At 36.3% G+C, this 419-nt stretch carries 1 protein-coding gene; it reads right to left on the bottom strand.

Annotated elements, in window-relative coordinates; genetic code table 11:
• Positions 1-160 precede the first annotated feature (160 nt).
• Positions 161-419: hypothetical protein (locus tag N482_RS25565; RefSeq protein ID WP_231100808.1), on the bottom strand; the 259-nt coding region annotated here is incomplete at its 5' end.

Raw genomic sequence — 419 nt, 5'->3', positions numbered from 1 at the left:
ACTTGGAACTTGAATTCGGGCGATGAGTCGTTTTATTATCGAGTTCGAGGAACGCCTCGAAAGACATATCAACTAAATGGCAGTTACACAGAATCTGTTACAGGGTCCCCCGATAGACTTACTTAACTTGACATAAATGGAGTGTCCATATATGTCTTTTTTAATTCTCTAAAAAGAAACTATAATTCCCGCATCCCTCCTTGTCACTAGGGAATATTAAGTGCTCTTCCAATACTTTAATTATAAAACTGCACCTATCAAAAGTAACATTAATAGTATTGTTATCTATCCATTTATATGTAACATCGTGTGTTAAACCTTCTCCTTCCACACTAACATTAAATAGTAACTTTCTCAGAAATAGTTCCTTAGACAGCAGAGAGTAAACCTCAAGGGATAACTGAATCGCCCCGAATTCA

The sequence above is a fragment of the Pseudoalteromonas luteoviolacea NCIMB 1942 genome (genome assembly GCF_001625595.1).
In the GTDB taxonomy this organism is placed as follows: domain Bacteria; phylum Pseudomonadota; class Gammaproteobacteria; order Enterobacterales; family Alteromonadaceae; genus Pseudoalteromonas; species Pseudoalteromonas luteoviolacea_A.
This window is presented reverse-complemented; position numbering and strand designations above follow the sequence as displayed.